Source organism: Amycolatopsis sp. CFH S0740 (assembly GCF_004522315.1).
Taxonomy (GTDB): Bacteria; Actinomycetota; Actinomycetes; order Mycobacteriales; family Pseudonocardiaceae; genus Amycolatopsis; species Amycolatopsis nivea.
Genome location: NZ_SDLS01000004.1, coordinates 148,161 through 173,589, shown reverse-complemented (window position 1 = coordinate 173,589; position 25,429 = coordinate 148,161). Strand labels below are relative to the sequence as shown.

Annotated in this window: 18 protein-coding genes; 9 read left to right on the top strand and 9 right to left on the bottom strand. The window is 71.2% G+C overall.

Going from position 1 to position 25,429, the window contains the following annotated elements; translation table 11 throughout:
• The first annotated feature begins 279 nt into the window (after positions 1-279).
• Together EIZ45_RS09460 and EIZ45_RS09455 are read left to right on the top strand one after the other, a co-directional pair.
• On the top strand, positions 280-1,995 hold the full coding sequence (locus EIZ45_RS09460; RefSeq protein WP_134662280.1) for a GAF domain-containing protein: 1,716 nt from the start codon (positions 280-282) through the stop codon (positions 1,993-1,995).
• A gap of 78 nt (positions 1,996-2,073) precedes the next feature.
• The gene (locus EIZ45_RS09455; RefSeq protein ID WP_037813034.1) at positions 2,074-2,727 is read left to right on the top strand and encodes a response regulator transcription factor; all 654 of its coding nucleotides are present in this window, start codon (positions 2,074-2,076) and stop codon (positions 2,725-2,727) included.
• Here EIZ45_RS09455 and EIZ45_RS09450 read toward each other — a convergent pair.
• The gene (locus EIZ45_RS09450; protein ID WP_134662279.1) at positions 2,724-3,704 is read right to left on the bottom strand and encodes a nitroreductase family protein; all 981 of its coding nucleotides are present in this window, start codon (positions 3,702-3,704) and stop codon (positions 2,724-2,726) included. The genes EIZ45_RS09455 and EIZ45_RS09450 overlap by 4 nt on opposite strands.
• Before the next feature lie 131 nt (positions 3,705-3,835).
• Between EIZ45_RS09450 and EIZ45_RS09445 the strand changes: the two genes are divergently transcribed.
• The 3 genes from EIZ45_RS09445 to EIZ45_RS09435 all read left to right on the top strand — a co-directional run bounded on the left by EIZ45_RS09445 (position 3,836) and on the right by EIZ45_RS09435 (position 8,705).
• The gene (locus EIZ45_RS09445; RefSeq protein ID WP_134662278.1) at positions 3,836-5,548 is read left to right on the top strand and encodes a GAF domain-containing sensor histidine kinase; all 1,713 of its coding nucleotides are present in this window, start codon (positions 3,836-3,838) and stop codon (positions 5,546-5,548) included.
• A 263-nt stretch (positions 5,549-5,811) separates the two neighbouring features.
• Positions 5,812-6,549 (top strand): GAF and ANTAR domain-containing protein, encoded by a 738-nt coding sequence (locus EIZ45_RS09440; RefSeq protein WP_134662277.1) that lies wholly within the window; start codon positions 5,812-5,814, stop codon positions 6,547-6,549.
• 530 nt (positions 6,550-7,079) lie between these two features.
• Positions 7,080-8,705 (top strand): carboxylesterase/lipase family protein, encoded by a 1,626-nt coding sequence (locus EIZ45_RS09435; RefSeq protein WP_134662276.1) that lies wholly within the window; start codon positions 7,080-7,082, stop codon positions 8,703-8,705.
• A gap of 42 nt (positions 8,706-8,747) precedes the next feature.
• Here EIZ45_RS09435 and EIZ45_RS09430 read toward each other — a convergent pair whose 3' ends face one another.
• A complete protein-coding gene (locus tag EIZ45_RS09430) occupies positions 8,748-9,392 on the bottom strand; it encodes an SDR family oxidoreductase (RefSeq protein WP_134662275.1) in 645 nt (214 codons plus the stop codon).
• A 93-nt stretch (positions 9,393-9,485) separates the two neighbouring features.
• Between EIZ45_RS09430 and EIZ45_RS09425 the strand changes: the two genes are divergently transcribed.
• Positions 9,486-9,848: a winged helix-turn-helix transcriptional regulator gene (locus EIZ45_RS09425; RefSeq protein ID WP_370318132.1), complete on the top strand. Its 363-nt coding sequence runs from the start codon at positions 9,486-9,488 to the stop codon at positions 9,846-9,848.
• Between the two features lie 88 nt (positions 9,849-9,936).
• Positions 9,937-10,461, top strand: a complete 525-nt coding sequence (locus tag EIZ45_RS09420) for a hypothetical protein (protein ID WP_134662274.1) — start codon at positions 9,937-9,939, stop codon at positions 10,459-10,461.
• Positions 10,462-10,466: 5 nt separating this feature from the next.
• On the opposite strand, the gene EIZ45_RS09415 is transcribed toward EIZ45_RS09420, so the two are convergent.
• On the bottom strand, positions 10,467-12,476 hold the full coding sequence (locus EIZ45_RS09415) for an ATP-binding domain-containing protein (protein WP_134662273.1): 2,010 nt from the start codon (positions 12,474-12,476) through the stop codon (positions 10,467-10,469).
• Between the two features lie 244 nt (positions 12,477-12,720).
• Between EIZ45_RS09415 and ligA the strand changes: the two genes are divergently transcribed.
• Positions 12,721-14,712, top strand: a complete 1,992-nt coding sequence (gene ligA / locus EIZ45_RS09410; RefSeq protein WP_134662272.1) for an NAD-dependent DNA ligase LigA — start codon at positions 12,721-12,723, stop codon at positions 14,710-14,712.
• Positions 14,713-15,322: 610 nt separating this feature from the next.
• Here ligA and EIZ45_RS09405 read toward each other — a convergent pair.
• The gene (locus tag EIZ45_RS09405) at positions 15,323-16,276 is read right to left on the bottom strand and encodes a ketopantoate reductase family protein (RefSeq protein ID WP_134662271.1); all 954 of its coding nucleotides are present in this window, start codon (positions 16,274-16,276) and stop codon (positions 15,323-15,325) included.
• A 192-nt stretch (positions 16,277-16,468) separates the two neighbouring features.
• Between EIZ45_RS09405 and EIZ45_RS09400 the strand changes: the two genes are divergently transcribed.
• Positions 16,469-16,855, top strand: coding sequence for a hypothetical protein (locus tag EIZ45_RS09400; protein ID WP_134662270.1), 387 nt, complete (start codon positions 16,469-16,471; stop codon positions 16,853-16,855).
• A gap of 156 nt (positions 16,856-17,011) precedes the next feature.
• On the opposite strand, the gene EIZ45_RS09395 is transcribed toward EIZ45_RS09400, so the two are convergent.
• From EIZ45_RS09395 to EIZ45_RS09375, 5 genes are all read right to left on the bottom strand, one after another.
• On the bottom strand, positions 17,012-18,727 hold the full coding sequence (locus EIZ45_RS09395) for an ABC transporter ATP-binding protein (RefSeq protein WP_134662269.1): 1,716 nt from the start codon (positions 18,725-18,727) through the stop codon (positions 17,012-17,014).
• 427 nt (positions 18,728-19,154) lie between these two features.
• Entirely contained in the window at positions 19,155-20,807 is a 1,653-nt protein-coding gene (locus EIZ45_RS09390) for an ABC transporter ATP-binding protein (RefSeq protein ID WP_134662268.1), read from the bottom strand.
• A gap of 393 nt (positions 20,808-21,200) precedes the next feature.
• A complete protein-coding gene (locus tag EIZ45_RS09385; protein WP_158691391.1) occupies positions 21,201-21,335 on the bottom strand; it encodes a class III lanthipeptide in 135 nt (44 codons plus the stop codon).
• A gap of 32 nt (positions 21,336-21,367) precedes the next feature.
• Complete coding sequence (gene lanKC, locus EIZ45_RS09380; RefSeq protein ID WP_134662267.1) at positions 21,368-23,902, bottom strand: class III lanthionine synthetase LanKC; 2,535 nt, start codon at positions 23,900-23,902, stop codon at positions 21,368-21,370.
• Between the two features lie 592 nt (positions 23,903-24,494).
• Positions 24,495-25,388 (bottom strand): LysR family transcriptional regulator, encoded by an 894-nt coding sequence (locus tag EIZ45_RS09375; protein ID WP_037813014.1) that lies wholly within the window; start codon positions 25,386-25,388, stop codon positions 24,495-24,497.
• Between the last annotated feature and the right edge of the window lie 41 nt (positions 25,389-25,429).

The following is a 25,429-nucleotide window of genomic DNA, read 5'->3' as shown; positions in this document are numbered from 1 at the left end:
CGCGCCAGCCCGCCCGCGCCGCTCGGCCTAGCGGCGCGGCACCCGATTCCGCCGGACAGCCAAGGGAAAGGCAACGAGCGGACCAACCCCGCGAGTATCGCTTTTCCGTTGCGATTCCCTCGCAGCGAGACCGTCCGGAACGCCCGTTTTCCCGGGCAACGCCGAAAATCGCGGCGGCGCCCTTTTTCGCGTGCTTGACGGCCCGTCGCACGAGCCGCGAGACTGAATTCCCAGTGGCGCCGCGGACGGGACGCGGGGGCCGGACGGGCAGGAGCCGCGGTGAACCAGCGGGACACACCCGAACACGAGCGGCTGACGTTCCCCGATCAGCCGAGGATGGAGCTGGACCAGCTTCTCGGCGAGCTGGTGGAACGCGCCCAGGAGGTCATCAGCACGCAGGGCAGGCTGCGCGGGCTGCTGCGCGCGACCCAGTCCATCACCGGCAGCCTCGCGCTGCCCGCGCTGCTGCGCCGTCTCGTGGAGTCCGCGTGCGAACTGGTCGGGGCGCGGTACGCGGCGCTGGGCGTGATCGGGCCGGACGGGCGGCTGACCGAGTTCGTGCACACCGGGATGGATCCCGAGTCGGTCGCGCGGATCGGCCGGCTGCCCGAGGGCAAGGGCCTGCTCGGCGTGGTGGTCGAGGACTCGCGCCCGGTGCGGCTGGACCGGCTGCAGGACGATCCCCGGTCGACCGGGTTCCCCGAGGGGCATCCGCCGATGACGAGCTTCCTCGGCGTCCCGGTCCGGGTGCGCGGCGAGGTTTTCGGCGACCTCTACCTCGCCGACTCCGAACAGGGCCGGTTCACCGAGGAGGACGAGCAGCTGGCGCTCGCGCTCGCCGCGGCGGCGGGCAGTGCGATCGAGAACGCGCGGCTGTACGAGACCGCGCGCAACCAGCAGGAATGGCTGCGCGCGTCCGCCGCGGTGACCCGGGAACTGCTGTCGGCGGATCTCGGCGATCCGCTGGGCCGCGTCGTGGATTACGCGCGGGCGCTCGCGTCCGCGGACCTGGTTTCGGTGACCCGCCCGGCGGAACGGGAGGGCTACCTCTTCGTCGAACGCGCGGTCGGGGCGGGCGCGGAGCAGCTGGCCGGGCGGGAACTGCTCACCGAGTCCACTGTGGCCGGCACGGTGTTCGCCCGCGGCGAGCCGAGGATCGCGTCATGGCCGGACGAGCTGTCCCAGCTCTCGGCGCCGTCCGTGCTGAGCTTGAATCTCGATTCGGTGATGCTGGTTCCGCTCGCCGGGAACGGGACGGTGGCCGGGGTGCTGACCGTCTCGCGGCTGGCCGGCCGCCCGGCGTTCACCTCCGACGACCTGGAGATCGCGGCCTGGTTCGCCGACCAGGCAGCGGTGGCGCTCGAACTGGCGCGGGCGCGGGCCGAGCGTGAGGACGCCGCGCTGCACGACGAACGCGACCGGATCGCCGCGCGGCTGCACAGCGAGATCCTGAACCGGCTCTACGCCACCGCGCTGTCGCTGCAGACCACGGCCGGGCTCGCCAAATCGGCGGTGGTCGCGACCCGGCTGCGCGAGACGATCGCCGACCTGGACGACGTGATCAACCACGTGCAACAGACCGTGTTCCGCCTCGACGACGTCCTGCCGCCCGCTCCGGAACCGGTCCGCGACCAGGTGCTGCGCGTGCTGGCGCGGGCCCGCGAGGAATGGGGGCTGGCGGTGTCCACGCAGCTGACCGGGAAGCTCGACGCGGTGCACGCGGACGTCGTGGTGCCGCTGCTGTCCGACGCGCTGCGGCTGATTGCCCAGCACACCTCGGCCGAAGCGGTGGAGGTCGAGATCCAGGCGGAACCGGCGCAGACGACGGTCACCGTCCGGTACGAGGGCGCGGGCGACGTCGCGGTGTCCGCCGCACCCGGCCTGGCCGCGCTGGCGGAGCGGGCGAGCCGCCGCGGCGGGACCCTGACCGTGGCGGGCGGTTCGCGGCTGAGCTGGTCCGTGCCGGTGAAAACGCGGTCGCCTGCCGGTGATTGAGGACTTTCGGTACCGCCGGAGCGCGCCGGCGCGCCGTACTCTCGACGCACGAACGGACCCGATGTGGGAGAAGGACCGATGCTGCGGGTTTTCCTGGTGGACGATCACGAGGTGGTCCGGCGCGGGGTCGCCGACCTGCTGGAGGAGGACCCGGAGATCGCCGTGGTCGGCCAGGCGGGCGACGTCGCGCAGGCCCTGGCCCGGATCCCGGCGCTGCGGCCGGACGTCGCGGTGCTCGACGTGCGGCTGCCCGACGGCAACGGCATCGAACTGGCCCGCGAGCTGCGGTCGACCTCGCCGGACCTCAAATGCCTGATGCTCACGTCCTACACCGACGAGCAGGCGATGCTCGACGCCGTGCTGGCCGGTGCCGCCGGGTACGTCATCAAGGACATCAAGGGCCTCGACCTGATCTCGGCGGTCCGGGACGTCGGAGCGGGCAAGTCGCTGCTGGACGCGCATGCGGCGGCCGCGCTGATGGCGAAACTGCGCGACAGCGCGGAAAAACAGCGGGGGCCGCTGTCGCGACTGTCCGAACAGGAACGCACACTGCTCGCGCTGATCGGGGAGGGGCTGACGAACCGGCAGATCTCCGAGCGGATGTTCCTGGCGGAGAAAACGGTGAAGAACTACGTGTCTCGATTGCTGACGAAGCTCGGGATGGAGCGGCGCACGCAGGCGGCGGTGCTGGCGACGGAGTTGCGGGGCCGCCCGCATCGGCCGGGCGGTTAGACGTTGAGCCGGGAGGGAGTGACGAGGACGTCTTCCAGCGCCCGGCGCGGGGTTCGCGGGACGGGCGCGCCGTAACCGAGGCGGAGCACGATCTGCGGCCAGAGCCCGCCGCCGAGCAGGTCGCGGAGGCGGGCGCGGATCGCGGGCACTTCGACCGGCTGGGAGATGAACGAGGCGTCGATCCCGAGCGCGGTGGCGGTGAGCAGGACGCGTTGCATGGCTTGCCCGGCGCGGAGCCGGTCGATCGCCAGGTCGGCGAACGTCCCGACCACGACGACCAGCGGCGCGGCGCCCGGTGCGCGCGAACCGCCGCCGTAATCGCGCAGGACCCAGGTGTCGTCCGCGGTGACGGCCCCTCCGGCGGCGAACGGCACGCCGTCGCGCCGGTCGCGCCCGCGTCCGGTCCAGCGCTGCCATTCGGACCGGAACGCCGGGTCCTCGGTCTGGAGCCGGTGGCTTTCGCGGATCAGCTCCTTGAGCCCGGCGAGCTGGTCCTCGTCGAGCCGCGGCAGCCAGGCGTGCTCGACCTCGGCCGCGTGCCGCAGGGTGCCCAGCGCTCCGGCCGGAACGGGTTTGGCGGTGAACGGCGTGCGGTTCGTGTGCCGGAACGGGATGGCTTCGGCCAGGGAATCGAGCTTCCGGTCGGTCGCGGCGACGGCCCTCGGGCGCACGAGGGCGAGCAGGTCGGGATTGCCGCGCCGGGGGAAGTAGCTGGTGGCGGGCTGGACTCCGGTCGCGTGGATCGCGGCGCGCAGGTTGAACAGCGCGGCTCCGCAGGAAAGCAGCAGCTCGCGCCGGTCGGGGTCGGCGACGGACAGGGCGCGGTCGGGGTCGGCGTGCACCTCGATGCCGGTCGGGCGGACGCTGAACAGCCAGGGCTGGGTGTTGTGCGTCGACGGCGCGAGGATGGCGCTGAGCAGCACCGACGCCACCTGTTCGGCGCTGAGCAGGCCGGACGGCGCCACCTGAAGGGTCATCCTTCTCCCCGGGACCGCGAAACGCGGGACACTGTGTCGTGCGTAGTCGCTTCAGCATGCGTCCGCCGGACGGGGGCGCACAGGGGCGAAAGTCATCTGTCTGAGGACGCCGAGCGCCGAAAGCAGGTCTGATGCCGGAAACGCCCCGGAAGCTGTCGGGAACCCTGTCGCAGCTGCGGCTGCGGGAGACGCTGCGCGATCTGCAGGAGCGGATCGAGCTGTTGATCGGCACCCGGGACAAAATGGACGGCCTGCTCGAGGCGGTGCTGGCGGTCGCGTCGGGACTGGAGCTGGACGCGACGCTGCGCCGGATCGTGCAGGCCGCGGTGGAACTCGGCGAGGCCCATTACGGCGCGCTGGGCGTGCTGGGCGACGACGGCACGCTGGCCGAGTTCGTGTACCTCGGCATCGACGCGGAGACCCGGCAGCGGATCGGGCATCTTCCGGAGGGGCACGGACTGCTGGGGCTGGTGATCGACGACGCGAAGCCGTTGCGGCTGACGGAGATTTCGGCGCATCCGGCGTCGGTGGGGTTCCCGGCGAACCATCCGCCGATGCACTCGTTCCTCGGGGTTCCGGTGCGGGTCCGCGAGGAAGTCTTCGGGAATCTCTACCTCACCGAGAAGAAAGACGGGGCGGAGTTCACCGACGACGACGAGGTGATCGTGCAGGCGCTGGCCGCGGCGGCGGGGATCGCGATCGAGAACGCGCACCTGTACGAGCAGACGCGGTTGCGGCAGCGGTGGCTCGGCGCGACCAGCGAGGTGACCACGGAACTGCTGGGCGGGACGGATCCGGTCGACGCGCTGGAGCTGATCGCGGGCCGTGCGCTGGAGCTGACCGGTTCGGACGTCACGATGCTCGCGTTGCCGGGCACGGGCCGGCTCGATGTCGACGAGGAACGGGACACCGATCCCGCGGAGCTGACCGTGACAGTGTGCGCGGGCGGCGACGCCACCGACCTGATGGGACTGCGGATGTCGGTCGAGGGGACGGTGCCGGGGGCGGTGTTCCGGGACCGTACGCCGCGCCGGATGGCAGAGCTGGCGCTGCTGCCCGACCGCGGTCGCGGTCCCGCGCTGGTGGTGCCGTTGCGGGCGGGCGACCACACGTCGGGGGTGTTGATCGCGTTGCGGGATCCGGGTTCGGCGTTGTTCGAGACGGCGCAACTGCCGGTGCTCGCGTCGTTCGCGGACCAGGCGGCGCTGGCGTTGCAGCTGGCGGCGCAGCAGCGGGCGGCGCGGGAGCGCGACGTGCTGTCGGATCGGGACCGGATCGCCCGGGATCTGCACGACCATGTGATTCAGCGGCTGTTCGCGGTGGGGCTGGCGATGCAGAGCACGCAGCGGCGGACGAAAGCGCCGGAGCTGCAGCGGCGGTTGCAGGAGAGCATCGACCAGATGCACGAGATCGTGCGCGAGATCCGGACGGCGATTTTCGACCTGCACGGCGGCGCGGCGGGGGAGACGCGGTTGCGGAACCGGTTGCACGACGCGATCGCGGAACTGACCGACGACGCGCCGCTGCACCCGGCGGTCAGCATGGCGGGCCCGCTCGACGCGGTGCCCGCCCAGCTGGCCGAGCACGTGGAAGCGGTGGTGCGGGAGGCGGTCAGCAACGCGGTCCGGCACGCTGGCGCTTCGGCGCTGTCGGTTTCCGTCGCGGTGCGGGACGAAATGGTGCGGATTTCGGTGACCGACGACGGAACCGGGCTGCCGGAGGGGGTTTCGCCGAGCGGACTGGGGAATCTGCGGGAACGCGCGGAGTCGGCGGGCGGGGAGTTCACGCTCGGAACGAGCGCGGGCGGCGGGGTGCGGCTGGACTGGTCGGCTCCGCTGCGCTGACCTGGCCGTCCGCCGCGCGACTCTGCAGGTTGGTGAGAAATCCGGCGCTCCGGGCGTTCGGCAGTCCACTGTGGACCTATGAATTCCCAGCGCGGGGCCGATTTCCTGGTTGTCCATTGTGGACTCCGCTTGGTGCGGCGGGGAAACTGGTTGAGGCCGCCGCGACGGCGGGCCGAGCCGGGAGTAGGGTGGCGAAGCCGTCCGAAAAGGCGCAATGCCGTTGGCATATTCGCGTTTCCGCTGCGGCCCAGAAAGGAGAAAACATGACCGACACGGCCGCGTCCTCCGGCGACCACGAGTTGCTGCGCGCGTTCGTGGACATGGCCGACACACTGGCCGACGAATACGACGCGACGGACCTGCTGCACCGGCTCGCGAACTACTGCGTCACGCTGCTCGGAGCATCGGCCGCCGGGCTGCTGCTCGCCGATCAGCGCGGCGGACTGGAGACGATCGCTCCGGACGAGAGTGCCCCGATCCGCGAGCTGCTGCGGGCCGAGCCGGGGCCGTGCCTGGACGCCTACCGCAGCGGCGAACCAGTGCGCGTCGAGGACATCGCCGCGGAGGCCGCGAAATGGCCGCGCTTCGCGGAGCAGGCGACGACGGCGGGATTCCGGTCCGTACAAGCGCTTCCGTTGCGATTGCGCAAGCAGGTGATCGGCACGCTGAATCTGTTCGGACAGGGCCCGGACCCGGTGAGCGGGCCCGCGCTGAACGTGGCCCGCGCGCTGGCGGACGTCGCGACCATCGGGATTCTGCAAGAACGCGCGATCCGGCGCGGGGAACTGCTCGCCGAGCAGTTGCAGCACGCGCTCAACAGCCGGGTCGTCATCGAACAGGCGAAGGGCGTGCTGGCGCATGCCGGCGGGCTGGAAATGGACACGGCGTTCGACCGGCTGCGCGCCTACAGCCGCGCGCGCAACGAACGGCTCAGCGCATCGGCCGGGGCGGTCGTGCGCGGCGAACTGCGGCCGGAGCGGGTGCTCGGCGACGCGAGCTGAGCGTCACCCGCCGCGGCCGGGATGACCGCGCTCGTTCCCGATTCCTCGCGCGTCGATCCTGCCGATTGCTGCCCGAGTTCGTCCGCCAGGCTGTTCGACACGGTGCCCGCTGCCGTGCTTGCCAGGCGGGCAATCCTGCTGACCCCGCCGCTCCCCGGAGAAGGCGGTGTTCCGTCCGCGTTTCCCGCGGATTCCGTTCCACTGCGCCGAAGAATGAACCGCATTCGCCGACCAACCCGTCGCGGCCGGTCCGGCGGAGCGAATCCGATCCCTGACAAAGACCATTCTGCCCGGGAATTTGACAGTTCCGGCGCGACCGAACGGAGGTTGTGCCGTTTCCCGCCGCGCCCAGACTGGAGTCAGGCGGGAACGAGCGGTCCGTGCCGTTCTCGTGGCGGCGGCCGGGAAAAGGCCGCCGGTGATGTCGAGCCCATGCCGGCAGGCCGCCTGGTCGGTGCGTGGATGCCGCTCGTCGTGTCCCGCGCCTGTCCGTCCGGCTCTCCTGGCGAGGCGGGAGCGAAGGAGGACGGATGAGACTTGACGGGAAGGCAGGCGTCGCGCTGGCGGCCGTCGCGCTGGCGGCGGCGTCGCTGGCCGGTTCGGCGTCCATGGCCGGCGAGCGGGCCGCGGCGGCACCTCCGCCGGCGTGCTCGCCGGACACGACGGTGACCACCGACGACGGCCCGGTGTGCGGGATCGCTGGCCCGGATGTCCGGTCGTGGGAAGGGATCCGGTTCGGCGCGCCGCCGGTCGGCGATCTGCGCTGGGCGCCGCCGCAGCGTCCGGCGAAATGGACCGAGCCGTTCCCCGCGACCGCGCCCGGCAACGCGTGCCCGCAACTGGCCGGGCTCGGCCCCGGATCGGAGACCGAGGACTGCCTGAACCTGAACGTCCGCGTGCCCGCCGACCCGGGGCACGAGAAGCTGCCGGTCATGGTGCAATTCCACGGCGGCGGATTTCTGATCCTGCAGGCACAGGACGCGAGCCGGCTCGTGACCGAGGGCCGCGTGATCAGCGTCGAGGTCAACTACCGGCTCGGGATTTTCGGGTTCCTCGCGCACGCGGCGTACGGCGAGCACGCGGGCGATTACGGGCTGCAGGACCAGCAGGCGGCGCTGCGCTGGGTGCAGCGCAACATCGCGAAGTTCGGCGGGGACCCGCACAACGTCACGATCTACGGGGCGTCCGCGGGCGGTTCGAGCGTCTGCGACCACACCGTTTCGCCCACCGCGGCGGGATTGTTCCAGCGCGGCATCGCGCAGAACGGCGAGTACAACTCGTTGCTGGGCGAGGACATCCAGTGGCAGGCGCAGGACTGCAAGGCCGATCTTCCCGACGAGGAGGAGGCCCAGCAGGCGGGCGCGCGGTTCGCCAAAGCGCTGGGGTGCGAGTCGAATGCCGGGGAGTGCTTGCGCAAGGTGCCCGTGGCGACCTTGCTGAAGCAGGCGGGCAACGGGATGAAACCGGACAGCGGCACGGTCGCGCCGATCGTGAACGGGACCACGCTGCCGATGTCGCCGGGCGAGGCGTTCGCCAAGGGACGGGTCAACAAGGTCGCGCTGATGCACGGCGTGGCCCGCGACGAGGTCCAGCTGCCGTCCGCCTCCACTCCGGAGGACTACCGGAAAATGGTGGCGCAGCAGTACGGCGAGCACGCGAAGGAAGTCAGCGAAAGCTATCCGCTGAAGCGATTCCCCAATCCCGCGCCGTTCCTTGCCTTCCGGACCATCGTGGCCGACTCCAATTCGGTCTGCCCCGCGCTGCTGAACGACGAGCGGCTGTCCCGGCATATTCCGGTGTATGCCTACGAAATGGACGACACCGACGTGCCGCCCGCGTTCTTCCTGGAGCCCACCAAACCGAACGGCGCGTACCACGTCTCCGAGGGGATGCTGCTGACGCCGCCGCCGGGAGTTCAGCTCAACCCCAACCAGAAGGTGCTCTCCGCCCAGCTGGTGGCGCAGTGGACCGGGTTCGCGCGCACCGGAAACCCCACCGTGGACGGAACTCCGCAGTGGGATCCCTTCACCGAGCGCAACCCGGTCGTCATGTCCCTCAACGCGGCGGGGGACAGCCAGCTCACCACTGAGATCCCGCGCCAGCACCGGTGCGACGGCTTGTGGAACCCGTTGGCTCCGTTCGCGCAGCATCGGTGAGACCGCCGGTGCCGGCAGGGTTTCCTCCTGCCGGCACCGGTTTCAGGGCCGTCCGCCTTCGAGGTGGATGGTTTCGCCGGTGAGGAATTCGGCCTGCAGCATCCACAGCACCGTGTCGGTCACGTCGGCGACGGTGCCGGTGCGCCCGACGAGGGTTCGCTTCGCGGCGTTCGCGAGGACATCCGGTTTTCCGTCCCAGACACCGGAGTCGATGATCCCCGGCGACAACGCGTTGACCCGGACCGGCGCGAGTTCGGCAGCAAGGTGTTGCGCGGCGAAGGCGGCCGCCCCGTTGGTCACGCCGGTCACGACGCTTCCGCGCGCCGGACGCCAGCCGACCTGCCCGGAAAACAGCAGCAGCGACCGTCGGATCGTGAAGTGTTTCGCGAGCAGCAAGGGGCCGATGACCTTGGCCGCGAAGGCGTCGACGGTCTCGTCCCGATCGAGTTCGCGGACCGGCACCGCGTGAGGCGCCGCCGCGGTGTTGACGACGTGATCGACCGGCCCGAGTTCGTCCGCCGCGGCCGCGATGGTCGCCTCGTCGCGCAGGTCGATGTGCAGTCCGCCGGGCCGATGGGACGCGACGTGCACCTTCGCACCCTCGGCGGTGGCGGCGTCGGCGATCGCCGTGCCCAGATGCCGTCCGCCCAGCACCAGCACTGTCTGTCCGGCCAGCCGGTTGTTCATGGTCCTTCTCCGTTCCGTCGGTTCGCCGTGGCCGAAGTAGGCTATGGAAAAGTAACCAGGTACTTCAACGTAACCGGAACCGGAGGAATCGCCGTGCGCTACAACGTCATGTCCGCCCGCTGCCCGTCCCGGGTGGTGCTGCACCGGATCGGGGCGCGGTGGACGGTCTTCGTGGTCAACGCGCTGGAGCACGGGCCGATGCGCTTCACCGCGCTGGTCGACCGGATCCAGGGCGTCACCCCGAAGGTGCTCACCGAAACGCTGCGCGCGATGGAGGAGGACGGCCTGCTCGTCCGCGTCGAGTACGCGGAACAGCCGCCGCGCGTGGAGTACGGGCTCACCGACCTCGGCCAGTCCCTGCTGGTGCCGCTGCGCGCGGTCCGCGAATGGGCCGAAAGCCACGTCCCCGAAATCCTCGAAGCCCGCGAACGCGCCCAGGCCGCACGGCAGAGCTGAGTTTCCGGGTGTCTGTCGGAGGAAATCCCGTCACCCGCAGGCTTCCGGCACGCATAGCCTCCGAGAACCGCCCGGTCGAGGACCGCGGTTGGCTAATCGGGAAAGGCTGCGGATCGTGACGCTGCGGGAAAAGGTCGAGAGCCGGCTCGCCGGAGAACTCGCGCCGGGGGAGCGCGTGCTGGACGCACTTGTCGCGTTCCGCACCGGCGGCGTGCGCAAGACGATGGTCGCCGGCGCGGCGGGCATCGCGGGCCTCGCCGGCGCGGCCGGGATGGCGCTCGCCGCGCGTCGCGGGCAGACCGAAGCCCCTCAAGTGCCGATCTCGACCCCGGGCCGGTTCGTCTTCTCGCTCACCTCGCACCGCGTCGCGCTGTTCACCGTCGGCGGCATCGTCCGGGCCGCCCCGGGCAAGCCGCTGCGGTCGTGGACGCTCGACCAGCTCGCCTGGGTCTCGGAACCCGAACTGAACTCCGGCGTGGCACAGGCGCTCCGGGGCCGGATCGGCGTCGCGGGCGAAGGCGTCCTCGGCTACGAATTCGCCCGGCTCCAGGTCGACGCGGGACGGTCCATGATCAAACGACTGGCCCGCGCGCTGCAGGAACTCGAATCCTGACTGGTTCACCGTTGCTCAAGCGGGGCGAGCTCGTCCGGCACCGGTCCAAGATGGACGATCCCCAGCCGCCGGGTCGCGCGCGTCATCGCGACGTAGAGGTCGTTGCGCCCGCGCGGAGCTTCGAGGATTCGGGCCGGGTCGACGATCAGCACTGAATCGAACTCCAGCCCCTTCGCTTCCGCGGGTGTCAGCACCGTCGTCGTGCCGCTTTCGCGCAACGACGCCAGCCGCCCCGGCGGAGCGATGACCGCGAACTGCCCGCCACGGTGCTCCTCGGCAATCCCGCCGACGACCCGCGCCAAGTCGGCAAGCGTGCTCCGTACCCGCCACGGCGATTCTCCCGCTGCCCGCACTGACCGGGGCCGCAGCTGCCCCGCGGCCAGCAACTCGTTCGCAGCCGCCATGATCTCCGTCGGCGTCCGGTAGTTGACACTCAACTCCGCCACCCGCCACCGGTCCGCCACGTGCGGCCGCAGCACCTGCTCCCACGACTCCGCTCCCGCCGGATCGCCCGTCTGGGCAAGGTCTCCGACCACCGTCATCGACGTGCCGGGACAGCGCCGCATCACCATCCGCCACGCCATCGCGGACAACTCCTGCGCCTCGTCGACCACCACATGCCCGAACGCCGGGACGGACTCGCCGAGCAACGCGGCCGCCTCGTCCAGCAACGGAATGTCTGCCGCGCTCCATCCCTCGCCGCCGAACACCTCACCCACCACCACCTCGGCAGTCAGCGGTGGCCACAGCTCGTCCAGCACCCCGCACACTGCGACGTCGGCCAGCAGCGCTTTACGCAGGTCAGCGACGTCAGCCTCGTCCAGCAACCGCCGGGGCCCCTCGTCCTGCTCCGGTCCGATCACCACTCCCGCCGCCGCCAACGCCCGCAGATCCGCCGGGCTGAGCCGCCCGTCCGCACTGCCGCCGTCGATGGCCTGGCCGCTCTCGGTGAAGACGACATTCTCCAGCTGATCGGCCAACCGCTGCGCGAGAAGTTCCGTCATCCGCTGCTGAAACACCAACCGAGCCTGCTGATATGGCAGTCCCTTGCCGAGGGCGAACTCGACCGCACCCCGCCACTCGGCTGGCTCCAACCGCACGACCTGCTGCTCGAACGTCACCTCGACGGCTTCGCTGTCCTGATTCCGGACTGCCCCCACCCGTTTCCAGACTGCCGTCGCGATCCGCCCCGCCGCCTCCGCTCGCCCCTTGCTCTCCGCGACCCCGACCGGATCCACCCGGCTGACCTCGACGTCCGGCCGCAGCCCGGCAATCGTCACCGTCACCACCGCCTGCTCGCCCAACCCGGGCAGCACCTGCCCGATGTAGTCGAGAAAGACGTCACTGGGCCCGATCACCAGCACCCCGCGGGTACGCAACTGGGGCCGCGTGTACATCAGACACGCCAGCCGATGCAGCGCCACCGCGGTCTTCCCGGTCCCCGGCCCGCCCTGCACCACGAGCACGCCCGCGTACCCGTCGCGGACGATCCGGTCCTGCTCGGCCTGCAACGTCGTGACGATGTCGCCCATCCGCCCGGTCCGGCCCGCTGTGAGCGCCGCCATCAACGCCGCCTCCCCGACGAGGCCCCCGGTGTCCGCCGCGCCGGGATCGAGCAACTCGTCGTCCAGCGCGGTGACCACCCGCCCCCGGGTCGTGATCCGCCGCCGCCTCCGGACCCCGTGCGCCTCCGCCATGGTCGCGGTGTAGAACGGCTGCGCCGCCGGAGCCCGCCAGTCGAGCAGCAACGGCTCGTCCGCCCCGTCCTCGAACAGCCCCAAGCGGCCGATGTACCTGCGGGTTCCGTCGTCCGTCTCCAGCCGTCCGAAGCAAAGCCCGTCCTCGACCGCCGCCAGCCGGGCCGCCTCCGCCCGCCAGCGTGCCGCGGCCTCCGGATCCGCGCTGTCGAGCCCCCTCGCCGCGTCCTCGCGCAACGCGTCGAGCCTGTCGTAGAGGCTGGTCACGTACTCCTGTTCGAGGACAAGCTCCCGCTCGACACGGTTTTCCTCCGGCACCCCAGAACTCCCCGCTGTCGGGTGATCGATGGCATCGAGGGTGCGCGGCGACCGGGGGAAAGAACAGTCTTGTCTTTGCGGGCGGCGTCAGCCGATCCGACCGGGGGGAGCGCCTGCGGCGGCATCAGACCCTTGCCGCACAAGGAGTTCCGGCCTTCGTCCGGTCGCCGGAGATTCGTGCCGTGGTTGCTCGGGTTGCGTCGCTGTCCGGTTTTGTCGGTGGGGCCGGGTAGCGTTCCGGTTCGTGGACGTTCGGGAACGTATTCAGGAGCTGGCCGATCAGGTCGTAGTGCTGCGCGACGCGTACTACCGGGGTTCGCCGGTGGTGGCGGACGCGGAGTACGACGCGATCGAGGACGAGCTGCGCGGGTTGATCGAGGCGAGCCCCGAGCTGGCCCCGGACCCGAATCCGCTGGACCAGGTGGGCGGGCCCGCGGTGCTGCACGCGCCGATCCGGCATTCGCGGCCGATGCTGTCGCTGGAGAAGGCGACGAAGCCGGAGCAGGTCGAGGCGTTCTTCGACCGGTTCCCCGGCCAGCCGGTGGTCGTGATGCCCAAGCTGGACGGCCTGTCGCTGGCCCTGGTGTACGAGGAAGGCCGGCTGGCCCGAGCGGTCACCCGCGGCGACGGGACCACCGGCGACGACGTCACCATGCTGGTGCGCGCGCTGACCGACGGCGTTCCGCACCAGGTCAGCGCCCCGGGCCGGGTCGAGGTGCGCGGCGAGGCGGTGATGCTGCGCTCGACGTTCGCCGCTTACAACACCGCGCACCCGGACAAACCGCTGATCAACCCGCGCAACGCCGCGGCGGGCACGCTGCGCGCGAAGGACCCGGCCGCGGTTGCCGAGCGCCGGCTGCGCTTCTTCGCCTTCGACCTGGACACCGAACCCGGCAGCTCGGAAACCGATCTGGGCAGCGGCCTGCTGGCGCTCGGGTTCACCGCGGCGGACATGCGCCGCTGCGCCGACGCGGCCTCCGCGCAGGCCGTGATCACCACGATCGAGCAGCAGCGCAACGACCTGGACTACGACATCGACGGCGCCGTCCTGCGGCTCGCCGACCGGGCCGCGTACGCCGCCGCGGGCACCCGGTCGAGCTCGCCGCGCGGGGCGCTGGCGTACAAGTTCGCCGCCGAGGAGAAGACCACCGTGCTGTCCGATGTGGTCTGGGACGTCGGCAAAACCGGCAAGATCGCCCCGGTCGCGTGGCTGGAGCCGGTCTTCGTGGGCGGGACCACGGTCACCCGCGCGACGCTGGCCAACCAGGAGGTCATCCGCGCCCGCGGCATCAAGATCGGCGACACCGTGCTGGTGCGCCGGGCGGGCGACGTCATCCCGTTCGTCGCCGGCGTGCTCGACGAGTCGAAACGCACCGGAGCCGAGCGGGAGATCGTGCCCCCGTCGACGTGCCCGTCGTGCGAACAGCCGCTCACCGAACAGGGCAACAGCCGGGAACTGTTCTGCACCAACGTTTCCTGCCCCGCGCAGACCGTGCGGCGGCTGATCCACTGGGCGTCCCGCGCGGCCGCCGACATCGACGCGATCGGCGGCGTGTGGATCGAACGGCTGGCCGAGGCCGGGATCCTGGGACACCCGTCGGACTTCTACCGGCTCACCAAGGAACGCCTGCTGGAATTCGACCGCATCGGCGAGGTCTCGGCGACGCGGATGATCGAGTCGATCGACGCCAGCCGCCGGGTCGGGCTGCGCCGGGCGCTGATCGGGCTCGCGATCCCGATGGCGTCGGAAGGCACCGCCGCCCGGCTGTGCCGCGCCGGATTCGCCTCCCTGGAAGCGGTGCTCGAGGCGGGCGTCGACGGTCTCGTCGAGGTGGAGGACATCGGACCGAAGGTCGCCGCCTCCCTGGTGGAACACCTCACCCGGCTGCGCCCCGAACTGGAACGCCTGCGAGAACGCGAAGTCTCCCTGGACGTCCTGGAAGAAGACCTCCCGCCCGCCGTCGTCGCGGGCGCGCCGCTGGAAGGCAAGACCGTGGTGGTCACCGGCGCGATCAGCGACCCGCGATCCGGGGAGAAAGTGCCCCGCCCCACTTTCCAGCGCCTGTGCGAGACGGCAGGAGCGACCACCGCGTCGTCAGTGTCGGCGAGCACCGACCTGCTGATCACCGGTGCCGACGTCGGCGCGAGCAAGCTGACGAAGGCCGAGAAACTCGGCGTCGAGGTCGTGGACCAGGGGGTGATCTGGGAACAGCTGATCGCGGCCGGAGTGGTCTGAGCCCGCTGTTTCCCCGAACGGGCGACCGCCGCCTGGGGAAACCGGCGGGAGAGGTCGCCGGATCGTGGCGACGGCTCACGCACGCCGGAACGGCCGAGAACTCTTTGCCTGGCAACGTGTTCGTCGGATCCTTTCGCGCCGCGGGTTCGCGGCCTCGGGCGGCTTGTTGATCGTCAGCTGCACCGACGATGCGTTGTTCGTCCGGCTGTGCGAGGTGCTTGGGCACGTCGGAATGGTCGAGAATCCTTTGCGTGGCAACGTGTTCGTCGGATCCTTTCGCGCCGCGGGTTCGCGGCCTCGGATGGCTCGTTGATGGTCAGCTGCGCCGACGACGCGTTGTTCGTCCGGCTGTCCGAGACGCACGGGCAGCCGGAATGGGCGGCCAATCCGCGGTTTCGGCGGCCGAACGCGAGGCGTCGTGCGCATTCGGCAGCGCGCTCGCCGCGCGGCCCGGCAACAACCGGGTCAGCGCGAGCGTGCGGTGTGATTGCGGTGAGAGGCTCGCGCGAACCGTCGGCACCCGGCGAGGCGATCAGCCGCGCCACTCGCTGGCGTCCAGAGGCCGATCCCACCGAAACGGTTTCTGGCAACACTTCGAGAAAGCCGGGGCTCACTCTGTCCTTTCCAGACCGAAGTACGGTTCCGCCGCCTCCAGCCGCGGCACCGTCACCCCCAGCCGCCGGGCGTGGGCCAGTACGTCGCGGCAGATCTCGCGCGGCTCGCGGGCGTCGGGATCGGAGTGCGCCTCGAAACTCAGCCGCGCTGCGGGAAAGTGGGCCAGCATCCACCCGAGCACGGGGACCGTCAGCCAGGTCGGTGCCCGGAACAGCAGCAACGCGCCCCGATGCCGCCGCACGTCGATGCCGCGGGCTTCGAGAAGCGGCACAAGCTCGCGCCCGGCCAGCAACGCCTCGCGCAGATCGCCCTGTGACCCGGCCAGCGAACTCAACGAGCCGAGCCGCACGCCCTGCGAGTGCAAACCCGCGTCCGAGACGAAGTGCACCCAGAGCCAGCCGCGAAAGTCAGGTCGCTCGCGGATCCGGAACCCAGCGTCGCGAAACGCCTCCCGAACCACCCGTTCGCGTTCGGTCGGAGGCTCGCCGAGCGTCCCGAACACGGCGAGCGGCAACAGCATCCCGCGCAGCACCCCGTCCTCGCCGAAACCGCCGCCGCCCTGCGGAAACCCCCACGCGACCTGCTCGACGGGAAGATCGCCGATCGCGGCCAGCGGCTCGGACCAGATGTTGCCGAAAACCAGCACCGTCGCCTTCCCGACCCGCGGCGCCAGAAAGGCCGTCGCCTCCGCGAGCCGATAGTGCTGGACGCTCACCACAATCAGATCGAACTCATGACCCGGCTCCAGCACCTCGCGATACCGCACCGGCCACGTCCGGACACCCCGCCGCCGCCGCGCCCGCAGATCCCGAACATCGAGGCTGATCGACTCCCCGTACTCCGCCGCGCGCCCCGGACGGACATAGAACTCGACGTCGTGCCCCGCCTGTTCCAAGGCCCAGCCGTACATCGTCGCGATCACGCCGCGTCCGAACATCAAGATCTTCACAGCCGCACCTCACGGGAATCCTGAAACTGGAGACAATCTCCACTTTCCGAAGATATGGAGACTGTCTCCGGTTGTCAACGAGCGGTCCGAGACGCCTTCCCGGCAAGGCCCGCGAATTCACGCATAATCCCGCCTCGCAGGCCGCGGCCCAGTACGATTCCGCCCAGCATCGACCATCTCTGGGGGACCATCATGAAACGCATCGCCGTCAGCCTCGCCGTGTCCGCGGTCGCCGTGCTCGGGGGAGCGGGAGCCGCGAGCGCGGCCGACTACCCGACGTCCGACTTCGGCGACCACATCAGCGGCGGGGCCGCTGGGGGAACGCTGACCTGGTACAACCGCTCAGTCGGCGTCAGCGGCTACGTCCGCGACGACGCCGGGTCCGCGAGCACCACGGTGACCTTCGAGTTCCGTCAGGCGGGCACGCTGCTGGACGTCCAGACGCGGTCCGCGCTGAACGACTACCGGAAGTTCGGCTGGACCGAACCCGGGCCGTCCGGCGGGTTCAGCAAGGTGGACATCTACCTCGGCCACGGCACCAACAGGATCCTCATCGCCTCGGTGCCGCGCAAGGTCTGAGCCGCACCGCCGGAAGGCTGCCTCGGATCCGGGCGGACAGCAGATCAGCGCGGATCCGGGCAAACAGGCGACGTGACGGGAGTGCTCCGATCGCGGGGGAATCTGCTCCAGCCGTTCCCGTCCGACGGCGCGTGCGCACGACGAGGCCCCTGCCGGTCAGCTGGCTTCAAGGCGCGATCGCTCCGGCAGCCAAGCCCGCATCATCTCGGCATACCGCGGCGATGCGGCCAGCAACTCGTCGTGCCGGCCCAGCACCGTTTCCTGTCCGTCCATCAGCAACACGCGATGTGCCCGGACTGCCGACGACAGCCGGTGCGCGATCACGATCAGGGTGCTTCCCCGGGCGGCGAAGGCGCGTTCCGCGTGGACCTCCGCTGCCGGGTCCAAAGTGGACGTTGCCTCGTCCAGGACGACGACTCCGGCAGGCGCGGCATAGGCCCTCGCCAGTCCGAGGAGTTGGGCCTCCCCGGCGGAAATGCCCTCCGCGCCGGGGCCGAGTTCGGCGTCCAGGCCGCCTAGGCGGGCCAGCAGCGGGGCGGCGCCGACGGCTTCCGCGGCTGCGATCAGGCGGCGGTCGGAGGCTTCGGGGTGGAACAGGGACAGGTTTTCGCGCAGGGTTCCGGCGAAAAGGTAGGCCTGCTGCGGGACCAGCACGAGATGCCGAGGGCGGTCGGCCAGTTCGCTGGCGCGCACGCCGCCCAGCCGGACTTCGCCGTGCTGCGGGGTCAGCAGGCCGGTGAGCAGCGCGGCGAGGGTCGATTTCCCGATGCCGCTCGGGCCGACGACCGCCAGGTGTTCGCCGGGGCGCAGGTCGAGGTTCAGGCCGCGGACGACCGGTTCCGGCGCCGCGCCCCAGCGGAACGTCAGGTCGCGCACGGCGAGCCCGAGTCCGGCGGGGCTTTCGGTCGCCGGGCGGCTTTCGGGCGGTGCGGTGGTTTCGGCGAGCCGGCGCAGTGCGACGAGCAACCGGAGGACGACCGTCGACGCGGTGGCGGCGAGCCCGCGCAGCGCGGGTTGCAAGGTCGTGGCGAGGTAGACGAGCGCCCCCAGCGCGGCCCCCGCGGTCAGCTCGCCGCGGGCGACCATCGCCGGCGCGAGGGCGAGCGCCAGCACCAGCGGGACAAACCCGCCGAGCGCCACGATCACCGAGCGCAGCGCTGCCGACCTGGCGACCCGCACCGCAGCCGCGGCTTGCCGGTCCACCGCGTCGTCGGCCGTCAGCGCGGCGACCGGTTCGGCTCCGCAAGCGACGACGTCGCGCATCCCGGCGAAGATCGAGCCCGTGGCGGCGGCCGTGCCTTCGTCCGCCAGAGTGAGCGCGCGTTGCCGCCGGGCGAGCGAGGGCAGCAGCGCGGCGAACCCGGCCAGCGCGAGCACCACCGGGACCACGACCGGCAACGCCAGCGACCCCGCGACGGTCACCAGCCCGGCCACCGCCGCCGCCGTGGTGACGAGCATGCCGCGGGCCTGGACGAGGAGCCCGCCGGTAGCGTCGCGCACGACCTCGACATGCTGGGTGATCCGCGCGACGCCGCGCGCGTCCGGCCCGCTCCGCGGCGGCGCGGGATCGTGCAGCACCCCGCGCACGACGGCAGTCACCAGCGCGTCCCGCAACGGCTCGACGACCTTGCCCAGCTGCCGCCACACCAGCCGCGACCCGAACGCGCCCCCGAGCGCGGCCAGCCCGAACACCCCGAGCCACCCGAGGCCGACCCCGGGTTTGCCTGCCGCGAACCCGCTGTTGACGGCCAGTTCGACGAGCCGCCCGGAGAAGAACGCGGGCAGTCCTTCGAGGACGGAGCAAGCCAGGAGAACCAGCCCGCCGCGCCATTGCCCGGCGAGGGCGTTCCAGTAGAGGCGGCCGACACTCATGGCCGCTCCATGTGGACGGTGTGGTTGCGCACGAGGGTTGGTTGCGCGGTGGGGTTGGTGCGTGGTGGTGCGGGGGTTGGTTGTGGGGTGTGGTGCGGCGGGGTGGGCGCGGTGCGGTGGCGTGCGTGGGGTGGCTGGGCGGTGAGGTCGGTGCGTAGTTGCGCGGGGTTCGTTTTCGGTGTGTGTTGCGGCGGCGCGGTGTGGTTGCGAACGTGGCTTGGCTGCGCGGGGTTCGTTTCTGAAGTGCGGTGCAGCAGCGTGGACGCGGTCAGTGTTGCGGGCGCGGATGATCCTGGGGGAGCGGTGTGCTGCGGTCCGCCGTTCGCGGTCGCGCCGGGCGCATGTTGTGTCGGCTGCGCCCCGAGGCGACGGCACGAACCCGCCCTGGCGCGCGGTCCGGCGAGAGCTCTCCGCCACCGCGCCCCGCTCACGTCTCCTCCGTGAACACCGCGCGGTACCCCGGCATCTGCCACAACCGCGCGTGCGGCCCAACCGCCCGGACTTGCCCAGCCGCCAGCCATATCACCACATCTGCCCGTGCGGCCATCGCGGCCCGGTGTGTCACAACTACCCTCGTCCGGCGGCCCAGTTCCGCCGTCACGGCGCGTTCGGTGATCGTGTCCAGGCTGGCGGTGGCGTCGTCGAGCAGGAGCACCCGCGGGTTCCGCGCGAGCGCCCGCGCGAGGCCCACCCGGGCGCTTTCCCCGCCGGACAGTGGAGTTTCGGCTAGCGGAGTCTCGTAACCGTGCGGCAAGCGCACGAGGATGTCGTGAATGCGGGCAGTCCGGCAAGCCGCGTCGACCGCCGGGACGCTCGCCCACGAGCCATAAGCGACAGCATCGGCGACAGTGGTGCCGAGCAGCGCGGGTTCGGCGGCGGCGTACCCGACGACGGCTCGAAGCTCCTCTGGACGCAGTACGGCGAGGTCGCGGCCGTCTAGCAGCACCTGTCCGGCGTCGGGGCGGCGAAGACCGGCCAGCAGGGAGACCACAGTGGACTTTCCCGAGCCGGAACTTCCTACTATAGCGGCGAAACAACCACCAGGGATGGTGAGGTCGACGTCGGCTAGTGCGCCGTGCACGGTGGCGCTGCGGAGTTCCAGGGTGCCGTTTCCGGGCAGCAGTCCGAGAGCGCCGCGCGGCGGGGGTTCGGTGTCGAGGACTTCGGTGATCCGGAGCGCGGCCGAGCGGATCCGGGAAAGGGTGGTGAGCAACGGGACTTGCGTGACCAGACCGAGTCCGAGCGCGACGTAGCCGAGGGCGGCGAGGACGTCTCCGGCGCTCAGGCGTCCGTCCAGGACACCGAAACCGGCGGCGGCGAGGGTGACGATTTCCACCGTGGGGAGCAGGAGACCGGCTCGCCACACCATCCGCGCTTGGGTGCGCCACATGCCCTGGCCGGCGAGGTTCAGCCGCGGCAGGGGACGCAGCACCCGGGCGGCTTCGGCGTCGGCGGTGCCGGACGCGGCGATCGTCCGCAGGCCGGCGACGGCGTCGAGCAGCCGGGCGGACAGTTCTCCGGAAACCCGTTGGTAGGCAAGCACATCCTTCGCCGTTCCGCGCAGGTGCGATCGCGCCAGCAGCAAGGCGAAGGGCAGGCTGCCGAGGAAGACCAGCGCGAGCCGCCAGTCCAAAAGGGCGAGCAGGACTATCGCGCCGGAGGACATGAGCCCGGTCGCGGCCAGTTGCACCACGACCGCGGCGATGCCTCCGGCGGCGGCGCAATCGCCGCTCACCCGGCTGACCGCGTCGCCCGGGGCGAACGGTGAACCGGTGCCTAAGGCGAGCACGCGGTCGGTTACCCGGCGGCGTAGCCAAGCGCTTGCGTTGCTGGTCAGGCGGGCGGGAAGGACCACGATGACGGCGTCCGCGGCGATCTCCGCCGCGCCTACGGCGAGCAGCCACACCACCGCGCCGATACTGCTTCGGCCGCTGAGCACCGCGTCGGTGGCGGCGGCGAGGGCGCCGGGCAGCAGCAGTCCGGCGCCGGCGGAGATCAGCGACGCCACGATCAGCGCGGCGAGCCGGGGACGGTCCAGGCGGGCGACCGAGGTCAGGAGGCGATCGGCGGCTCCGGCCATGTCGCTCCCTTCGCGTGGTGGTCGGCGAGTTGAGGTCGGCTGGCGGCGTCGGCGCAGACAGCGAGCGTGGCGTCGGCGGAAGGCGAGGACTGGACGACAACCGAACGCACCGGAAGCCTCGCTGCGCCGGCCGACTCCGGGCAGCTGCCTCGCCGCGTCCGCCGTTTCCCGGCGGCTGCCTTGCCGCGACCGTCGATTCCGGGCAGTTGCCTTGCCGCGTCCGTCGGTTCCCGGTAGTTGCCTGGCCGCGCCCGTCGACCCTCGGTAGTTGCCTGGCCGCGCCCGTCGATCCCCGGCAACTGCCTCGCCGCGACCACGACAAGCAGTCAGTGCAGAATGAACGGGGCGGGAACGGCGCACTTGTCCTGCGCCGTTCCCGCCCTGCCCGCGCGGTCAGTAGCAGAGAAGCAGGCTGAGCGTGCTCTCGCCGCACCATGCGCTGTAGTGGCTGTGGCCGTGGTGGTCCAGTCCCTGGCCTTCGAGGGCTTCGGGGGCCTCCAACGCCTGCAGCTCCAGGACGTGTTCCATGGGTGTTCCCTTCTCTCGGGGTCCGCCGGCGCTCATCGGCCGGAGGTGTGCGGGGACGGTGCGGAGCCCAGGAAGGGCAGCAGTTCCGCGCCGTCCAGTAGTGCGGCGAGCGTGCGGAGGACCCCCGCGCTGCCGGTGCTGACGTCGGTCGACAGGCGAAGCAGCTGGTTGCCGGGGAAGGCCAGCCCGCCGTGGTACGGGACGCCGTGCCACGACAGCCGCGCCAGGTGCAGGTCGATGGCTTCGCGGTCCGGCTCGTCGGCGAAGGACAGCGCGGCGGCGAGCCCGCATCGGCCGTAGAGCAGGCCGGGGTGGATCACGAACTCCCCGCGGCACGCGGCCCGCAGCCCGGGCAGGCTCTGGGCGGCGGCCGAGTCCGGCAGGTTCCGGGCGACCTGTTCGGCGACCAGCAGGATTCCGGCGCTGCCGATCGCGGCGTAGGGGAGCAGGCGCAGGGTGCCGTCGCGGACCTGCAGCGATCCGTCGGACGCGGCAGTGCATTCCTCCAGGTCGCGGGCCAGCACGCGGTCGGCGAGCGTGAGCCAGGACGGTTCGCCGGTGTGCTCGTACAGGCGCAGGAACAGCAGCGCGGGCCCGGACCAGCCGCTGAGCAGTCCGGCCCTGGCGAAGCGGCCGGGCGGATCGGCGGTCTCGAACGCGGTCGCGAGCTTGAGGGCGATGTCCAGCGCCTGACGGCCGAATTCGTTGTCGCCGCGGGTCGTCGCGAAGTGCAGGCGGGTGAGGCCGATTCCGGCGAGCCCGCTTTCCAGGCCGTGGTCGGTGGTCTGGTTGACCAGCGACTGCGACGCGGCGAGCAGCTCGTCGGCTTCTGCCGGGTAGCCGAATTCCTCGAGGACGTACGCGATGCCGTGGCTGCCGTCGAAGAATCCGGGCCGCGAAGGCGGTTGCCGCCGGGCGGCCGCCAGCAGCCACTGTTCGTACTCCGGAAAACGGCCTGCTCCGGCGACGTGCAGCGAGTGCAGCACGCCCGCGGCGCCGACGCCGAACCCCGCACCGCCGGAGCGGAACTGTTCGATGTCGCCGGGGAACAGCCGGTCGGTCCGCTCTGGCGTGGCACTCGCGAGGATGGCTTCCGCGATCTGCTTGCGGACCAGCGACCAGTCCGGCCGCGGCTCGTCCAGCGCGGTGTGGGTCGCGGGCCGGTCGGTGCGCGGGGCGAGCACGGAGACCACGCGGTCGGCGTACCCGTCCGGCAGGTCGAACCGCTGCTGGGCGAAGTCGGCGAGCCCGCGCAGTTTGCCCGGCGCGAGTTCCAGCAGCATCACCAGCGGAAGGAAGAGCCACAGCCGCAGCGCGGCCAGTGCGTGCTCGTCGATCTCGAAACCGTGCCGGTCGGCCGGCGCGCGGAAGCCGGGCGCGCCCAGCCCCGGACGGTCGCCGGAATCGGCGTCGACGGCCAGCTCGAAGTCGATCAGCGACACCCGGTCCTGCTCGTCCACCAGAATGTTCTTGCCGTGCAGGTCGCCGAACACGATCCCGTGCCGGTGGATGTCCGCGACGATCCGTTCGACCTGGGCGAGCACCGCCAGCGCGCGATCGCGGAAGGACTCGAGACCGCCTTCGGCCCGGGTGCCGCTGGTGAGCGGGTAGTGCCGGGCGAGCCAGCTGCTCAGCGTGCTGCCGGGCAGGTGCTCCATCGCCAGGTAATGGTGCTCCCACACGGTGAACTGCTCGTACACGCGCGGGACGCCCGGGACGTCCGCCAGCCGTTCGAGCACCTCGCGCTCGTGGTTCAGCCGGGCGACCGCGTCGGCGCCGTCCCGGTCCAGCCCGGCGTGCGGCCGGGCCTCCTTCAGCACGACGGTCTTCCGGTCGACCCCTCGTTCGGCCAGATAAACGCCGCCGCCGTTGGAAAAGTGCAGGGAACCGGTCACCCGGTACGGGAATTCGGCTCCGCTCTTGCGCGCGGCCAGGCTGTCGGACAAACAGGACGGAATCGGCGCCCATTCCGGCACGGAAAAGGACGGTTCCCGCCGGTCGGGCACGAGCGTGCCATCCGGACGGCGGATTGCCAGCACCCGCGTTCCGGCGTGTTCGGTCCACTGTTCGGCGAATCCGCCGTATCGGACGTAAAGCGGACCTTCGCGGTAGCGCAGATCGCTCAGAATATACGCACCGTGCTCGCCTTCCAGCTCGGCGGAAAGGTCGGACAGTATCGTCGCGAGCGCCTCTTCGGAGTGCGGGTAAATCGTGATCAGCTTGCCGCTTCCTTCGCGGGGCGCGTATTTCGAATTGCGGCTGAGCAGGGTCGCCCGGGAGCGCAGATGCTTGTACGCGACCTGATGCTCCACGCAGTACCGGTGCACCCGGGACAGTACGCCGGCCGCGTTGTCCAGACCTGCGGAGACGTGGATTTTCCAGCCCTGGGCGGGAAGTTTCCGCCCGGCCGGGCGCAGCGACCGCCAGATCCCGTGCGTCTCGTCCGTCCACCCGGGCCCCGGCAGCGGCAGCTCCGCGGCCAGGTCGCCTGCCGCGCCCGGGGATTCCCGCGGTTCGTCGAAGAACAGCGGATCGGCGAAGCAGAAAGCCTCGTACCGGACGTCCATGAAAACGAGCCCTTCCCTTTTCCTGAGGAAAACCGGGCGACTTCGATGTCGGACGGTGACACCATTCCCGCACGAGGGGGGTGCCCCGGCCAATCCGCCAACCCGGGGGTTCGAGGCTCCTCGTCAGGGTGACGGACGCGGGTTCGGGCCGCGAAAACCGGGACTGCGCGTGAGTCATCCCTACCCGATCGGGGTGTAACGAAGACGTTTCCCGGCGACTCGCCCAGGTCGGCGCGGAAAGAGCCGGTGAAATTGGCGGAAGGCCATCAACCCGTTCCGGTGACCCGGCTTCCGCCCGTCGTCCGGCGCGAACCCGGTGCGGATTGGTCCATTCGGGGTGGCGGCGGCGCATTCGCGTCGGGAATGTGTCGCATTCGTTACCAGAGAAGGGGGAGCCGCGCGATTCTCGCCCCGGTCGCCGTGCCGTGAAGGACTCCTTGAGGGAATCAGATTCCCCCAAGGAGTCCTTCACGGCGTTTCCGGCCCGCGTTCCTGGCCGTGCGGGCGAAACGTCGGCGATCCCGGGCTCGCGGGTCGGCCGTCCGTGAGGGGAACCCTCACGGCTTTCCCGGCCGCGCCTCGCCCAAGCTCCCTACCCGGCCAGCGCCTTCCCCGAACACACCAGGCTTTCCAGCAACTCCACCGCCCGCCGCGCAGCCGGGTGCTCCGCGATCGGCTTCTTCACCGCCAGGCTGAGATGCCGCACCGGTGCGGGAGAAGCAAGCGCCACGGTGGTGAGCCCGTCCGGCAGCTCGCCGATGCCGAGCTCCGGCACCACCGTCAGCCCGATTCCCGTTGCCACGAAAGACATCGCGGTGCGGTAGTCGTGCGTCTCGACGACGAAACTCGGCGAGAACCCGGCTTGCGTGCAGGCGTTGAGCAGCACCTGCCGGCACGGGCCTTCGCGCAGGTCGTTGTCGACCCAATGCCGTTCGGCGAGCGCGGCCAGCGGTACCTCCGGCAGTCCGGCGAGCGGGTCGTCCCTGCGGACGACCGCCAGGTACGGGTCCTCGGCCAGCCGGTGCACGACGACCGACCCGGGATGTTCGGCCCCGGTTTCCTCCACGAAGATGTCGATGTCCGGGTCGCCCGGGGTGAACTCGGTCAGCATCAGGTCCAGCCGCAGGCCGGGGAATTCGGTGCGCAGCGCGGCGACGGTCGGGGCCAGCCAGGTCGAGCCTGCCGAGCCGAAGTAGCCGATCGACAGGCGGCCGACGCGTCCGGCGCGCAGTTCGCTCACCACCTGCTCGACCCGGCTGAACGCCTCGAACAGCGTCTCGGCCTCCGCGGCGAGGGTGCGCCCGGCCTCGGTGGGCTCGATGCCGCGGCCGGACCGTTCGAACAGCTGCAGCCCGGTCTCCCGTTGCAGCGTGGTGATTTGCTGGCTCACCGCGGACGGCGTGTAGCCGAGCGCGGCGGCGCTCGCGCGGATCGATCCTGACGCGACGACTGCGCGCAGCACGCGGAGCCGGGGAATGTCCAGCATGCGGCGAATGTACAGCACTCCTTAACGGAGGTACAGAACTC

Bases quoted from the DNA above. Each gene is read 5' to 3' on its own strand.
- EIZ45_RS09455 (WP_037813034.1), top strand. From the start codon at position 2,074: ATGCTGCGGGTTTTCCTGGTGGACGATCACGAGGTGGTCCGGCGCGGG.
- EIZ45_RS09450 (WP_134662279.1), bottom strand. From the start codon at position 3,704: ATGACCCTTCAGGTGGCGCCGTCCGGCCTGCTCAGCGCCGAACAGGTG.
- EIZ45_RS09445 (WP_134662278.1), top strand. From the start codon at position 3,836: ATGCCGGAAACGCCCCGGAAGCTGTCGGGAACCCTGTCGCAGCTGCGG.
- EIZ45_RS09440 (WP_134662277.1), top strand. From the start codon at position 5,812: ATGACCGACACGGCCGCGTCCTCCGGCGACCACGAGTTGCTGCGCGCG.
- EIZ45_RS09435 (WP_134662276.1), top strand. From the start codon at position 7,080: ATGAGACTTGACGGGAAGGCAGGCGTCGCGCTGGCGGCCGTCGCGCTG.
- EIZ45_RS09430 (WP_134662275.1), bottom strand. From the start codon at position 9,392: ATGAACAACCGGCTGGCCGGACAGACAGTGCTGGTGCTGGGCGGACGG.
- EIZ45_RS09400 (WP_134662270.1), top strand. From the start codon at position 16,469: ATGAAACGCATCGCCGTCAGCCTCGCCGTGTCCGCGGTCGCCGTGCTC.
- EIZ45_RS09395 (WP_134662269.1), bottom strand. From the start codon at position 18,727: ATGAGTGTCGGCCGCCTCTACTGGAACGCCCTCGCCGGGCAATGGCGC.
- EIZ45_RS09390 (WP_134662268.1), bottom strand. From the start codon at position 20,807: ATGGCCGGAGCCGCCGATCGCCTCCTGACCTCGGTCGCCCGCCTGGAC.
- EIZ45_RS09385 (WP_158691391.1), bottom strand. From the start codon at position 21,335: ATGGAACACGTCCTGGAGCTGCAGGCGTTGGAGGCCCCCGAAGCCCTC.
- lanKC (WP_134662267.1), bottom strand. From the start codon at position 23,902: ATGGACGTCCGGTACGAGGCTTTCTGCTTCGCCGATCCGCTGTTCTTC.
- EIZ45_RS09375 (WP_037813014.1), bottom strand. From the start codon at position 25,388: ATGCTGGACATTCCCCGGCTCCGCGTGCTGCGCGCAGTCGTCGCGTCA.